4 protein-coding genes are annotated in these 3160 nt (G+C 67.8%); all 4 read left to right on the forward strand.

The window, feature by feature from the left end; all coding sequences use genetic code 11:
• Positions 1–504 (forward strand): glutamate ligase domain-containing protein (locus tag ACV4UX_RS18145; RefSeq protein WP_491594686.1); only part of this gene is annotated, 504 nt, incomplete at its 5' end.
• The gene (mraY, locus tag ACV4UX_RS18150; RefSeq protein ID WP_491594687.1) at positions 501–1577 is read left to right on the forward strand and encodes a phospho-N-acetylmuramoyl-pentapeptide-transferase; all 1077 of its coding nucleotides are present in this window, start codon (positions 501–503) and stop codon (positions 1575–1577) included. The genes ACV4UX_RS18145 and mraY, both read left to right, overlap by 4 nt.
• A gap of 5 nt (positions 1578–1582) precedes the next feature.
• Positions 1583–2899, forward strand: a complete 1317-nt coding sequence (gene murD / locus ACV4UX_RS18155) for a UDP-N-acetylmuramoyl-L-alanine--D-glutamate ligase (protein WP_491594688.1) — start codon at positions 1583–1585, stop codon at positions 2897–2899.
• Positions 2896–3160: FtsW/RodA/SpoVE family cell cycle protein (locus ACV4UX_RS18160; protein WP_491594689.1), on the forward strand; the 265-nt coding region annotated here is incomplete at its 3' end. The genes murD and ACV4UX_RS18160, both read left to right, overlap by 4 nt.

Genomic DNA, 3160 nt, shown 5'->3' on the forward strand with positions numbered 1-3160 from the left:
CGCGCCCTGGGCGCGACAGGCGAACAGATCCGCGAGGGCCTGGCCCCGGCGGAGTTCCCCAAGGGCCGCTTCGCCGTGCGCGACACGGGGACCTGCGTGGTGATCGACGACACCTACAACGCCAATCCGCTGTCCATGGCCGCCGCCATCGGGGCGGCCCGGACGCTCTGCGGAGAAGGCCCCCTGGCCCTGGTGCTGGGCGAAATGGGCGAGCTGGGCGCAGAGCGCGACCAGGCCCACGAGGACCTGGGCCGCGTGATCGCGGACAACGGTTGCGACGTGGTGCGCTTCAAGGGGCCAAGCGCCGGAAGCGTGCGCCTGGGCCTGGAGCGCTCCGGCTTCACGGGCAGCTTCGCGGAAGTGCGCGAGCCCTCGGACATGGCGGAACTGGCCGCGCAGGCCTCCGCAAGGGGCGGGGTGGTGCTCTTCAAAGGTTCGCGCTCCCAGCGCATGGAGGAATTTCTGGAACGCTTCCTGTCCGATCACGAGGAGGGCCGCCGGTGATCTACCATCTGCTCGTGCCCTTCGCGGCCCAGCTCACGGTGCTGAACGTCTTCCGCTACATCACGTTCCGCTCCATCTACGCCTTCACCACGGCCCTGGTGATCGCCATCGTCTTCGGCCCCAAGGTCATCGCGTGGCTCACCAGGCTCAAGTGCGGCCAGACCATCCACGAGGACGTGAAGGCCCACCAGTGCAAGGCGGGCACGCCCACCATGGGAGGCCTGCTCATGATGCTCTCCATCGTGGTCTCCGTGCTGCTCTGGGCCGATCTGACCAACGAATACGTATGGATGACGCTCCTGGTGTTCGTGGGCTTCGGGGCCATCGGCTTCTGGGACGACTACCTGAAGGTGGTGCGCAAGCACAACAAGGGCCTCTCGGCGCGGGCCAAGTTGGCGGGACAGGTGGCCATCGCCGCCGTGGCCGTGGGCATCCTCATGCTGGACCCGGACTTCTCCACGCGCCTCGCCGTGCCCTTCTTCAAGAATTTCCAGCCCGACCTGGGCATCTTCTACCTTCCCTTCGCCCTGCTGGTGATCGTGGGGGCGTCCAACGGCGTGAACCTCACCGACGGCCTGGACGGCCTGGCCATCGGCCCCACGGTGGTGGCGGCGGGCATGTTCGCGCTCTTCGTCTACGTGGCGGGCCACGCGCAGATGGCGCGCTACCTCCAGGTGATGCCCGTCTCGGGGGTGGGCGAGGTCACGGTGTTCTGCGCGGCCCTGGTGGGCGCGGGGCTCGGGTTCCTGTGGTTCAACGCCTATCCGGCCCAGGTGTTCATGGGCGACGTGGGCTCGCTCTCCCTGGGCGGGGCGCTGGGTTTCGTGGCCGTGGCCTGCAAGCAGGAGCTCATCCTGCTCATCGTGGGCGGCGTGTTCGTTCTGGAGACCCTCTCGGTGATCCTTCAGGTGGGCTACTTCAAGTTCTCGGGCGGCAAGCGCATCTTCAAGATGGCCCCCCTGCACCACCATTTCGAGCTCAAGGGCATCCCGGAGTCCAAGATCATCATCCGGTTCTGGATCCTCTCCATCCTCCTGGCCTTCGTGGCCCTGAGCACGCTGAAGCTGAGGTAACGGGCATGCGCGCGCTTCTGCACAAGGGACAGCTGGCCGGACACGAGGCCGTGGTGGTGGGCGCCGCCGTTTCCGGCGTGGCCGCCGCGCGCCTATTGGTCTACCTGGGCGCCGGCGTGCGCCTGCTGGACCGCAACCCCGAAGCCCTCGCCCCCGAGGCGCTGGCCGAACTGGAAGCCTTGGGCGTCACGGTGCTCCTGGGCGCGCACAAGAAGGAGCAGTTCAGGGGCGCGCAGATGGTGGTGCTCTCGCCGGGCGTGCCCGCGGCCAGGCTGGGTGAGTTTCTGAAGGCCTGCCCGGACGCCCAGGTGCTCTCGGAGCTGGAGCTGGCCTCCTGGTTCTGCGACGCCCCCATCCTGGCCGTGACAGGCACCAACGGCAAAACCACCACCACCTCGCTCATCGGGCACATCCTGGAGAGCGCGGGCCGCAGGGTGTTCGTGGGCGGCAACATCGGCACGCCGCTCTCCGACCACGTGCTTTCGGGAGAGCCCTGCGACGTGGCGGTGCTGGAGGTGTCGAGCTTCCAGCTCCAGAACGTGAAGAGCTTCAAGCCCACGGTGGCGGTGCTCCTGAACTTCTCGGGCAATCATCTGGATTTCCACGCCGACATGGAGGAATACCTCCAGGCCAAGCTCCGGTGCTTCGCGCGCATGGACGCCAAGGGCCTGGCCATCCTGCCCCTGGAGATGCGCGAGGAACTCGAAAAGCGCTCCTTCACCGGCGCGCGCAGGATCTATTTCACCGCCAGCAACCGCTTCCCGGAGAACAACCTTCCCGGCGCGCACAACCGCGCCAACATGGAGGCCGCCTGGCTGGCCTGCAAGGCCCTGGGCGTCGGCGACGACGAAGTGCGCCGGGGCGTGGTCTCCTTCCGCCCGCTGGGCCACCGCATCGAGACCGTGGGCGAGAAGGGCGGCGTGCTCTTCGTGGACGATTCCAAGGCCACCACGGTGGAGGCCATGCGCGCCGCCGTGGAGAGCTTCGAGCGCCCGGTGCGCCTGCTGGCCGGTGGCGTTTTCAAGGGCGGCGACCTCTCCATCCTGGAGCCGTATTTCGGCTCGCGCATCGCCTCCGTGGGCCTTTTCGGGGCCAGCCGCGAAGTGTTCGAGGGCGCGTGGCAGGGCAAGGTGCCCCTGTTCTGGGCCGAAGACCTGGAAAAGGCCGTGACCCGGCTCTACCGCGAGGCCGCCCCGGGCGACGTGATCCTGCTCTCCCCGGCCACGGCCAGCTTCGATCAGTATTCGGGCTACAAGGCGCGCGGCGAGCACTTCAAGCGCATTTTCGCCTCGCTGCCCGACGAGAGGGAGGCAAGGCAATGAGCCGCGTGGCCGTGATCCAGGAAGCCCCCATGCCGGGGCAGGCCGTGAAGCCGGGCTTCGACTGGTGGCTGGCCTCCGTGGCCGTGCTCCTGGCCGGTCTGGGCGTGGTCATGGTGCTTTCGGCTTCGGGGATCATGGCCGAGCGCATGGCGGGCAGCAAGTACCTCTTCTTCAAGAAGCAGGCGATCTTCTTCGCCCTGGGCGTGGCCGTGATGTTCGTGATGGCCTGGATGCCCCGGCGCATCCTCTACGGCCCGGTGT

Source organism: Fundidesulfovibrio sp. (genome assembly GCF_058402725.1).

Excerpts from the sequence above, each read along its gene's own strand:
- murD (WP_491594688.1), top strand. The coding sequence starts at position 1,583 with ATGCGCGCGCTTCTGCACAAGGGACAGCTGGCCGGACACGAGGCCGTG.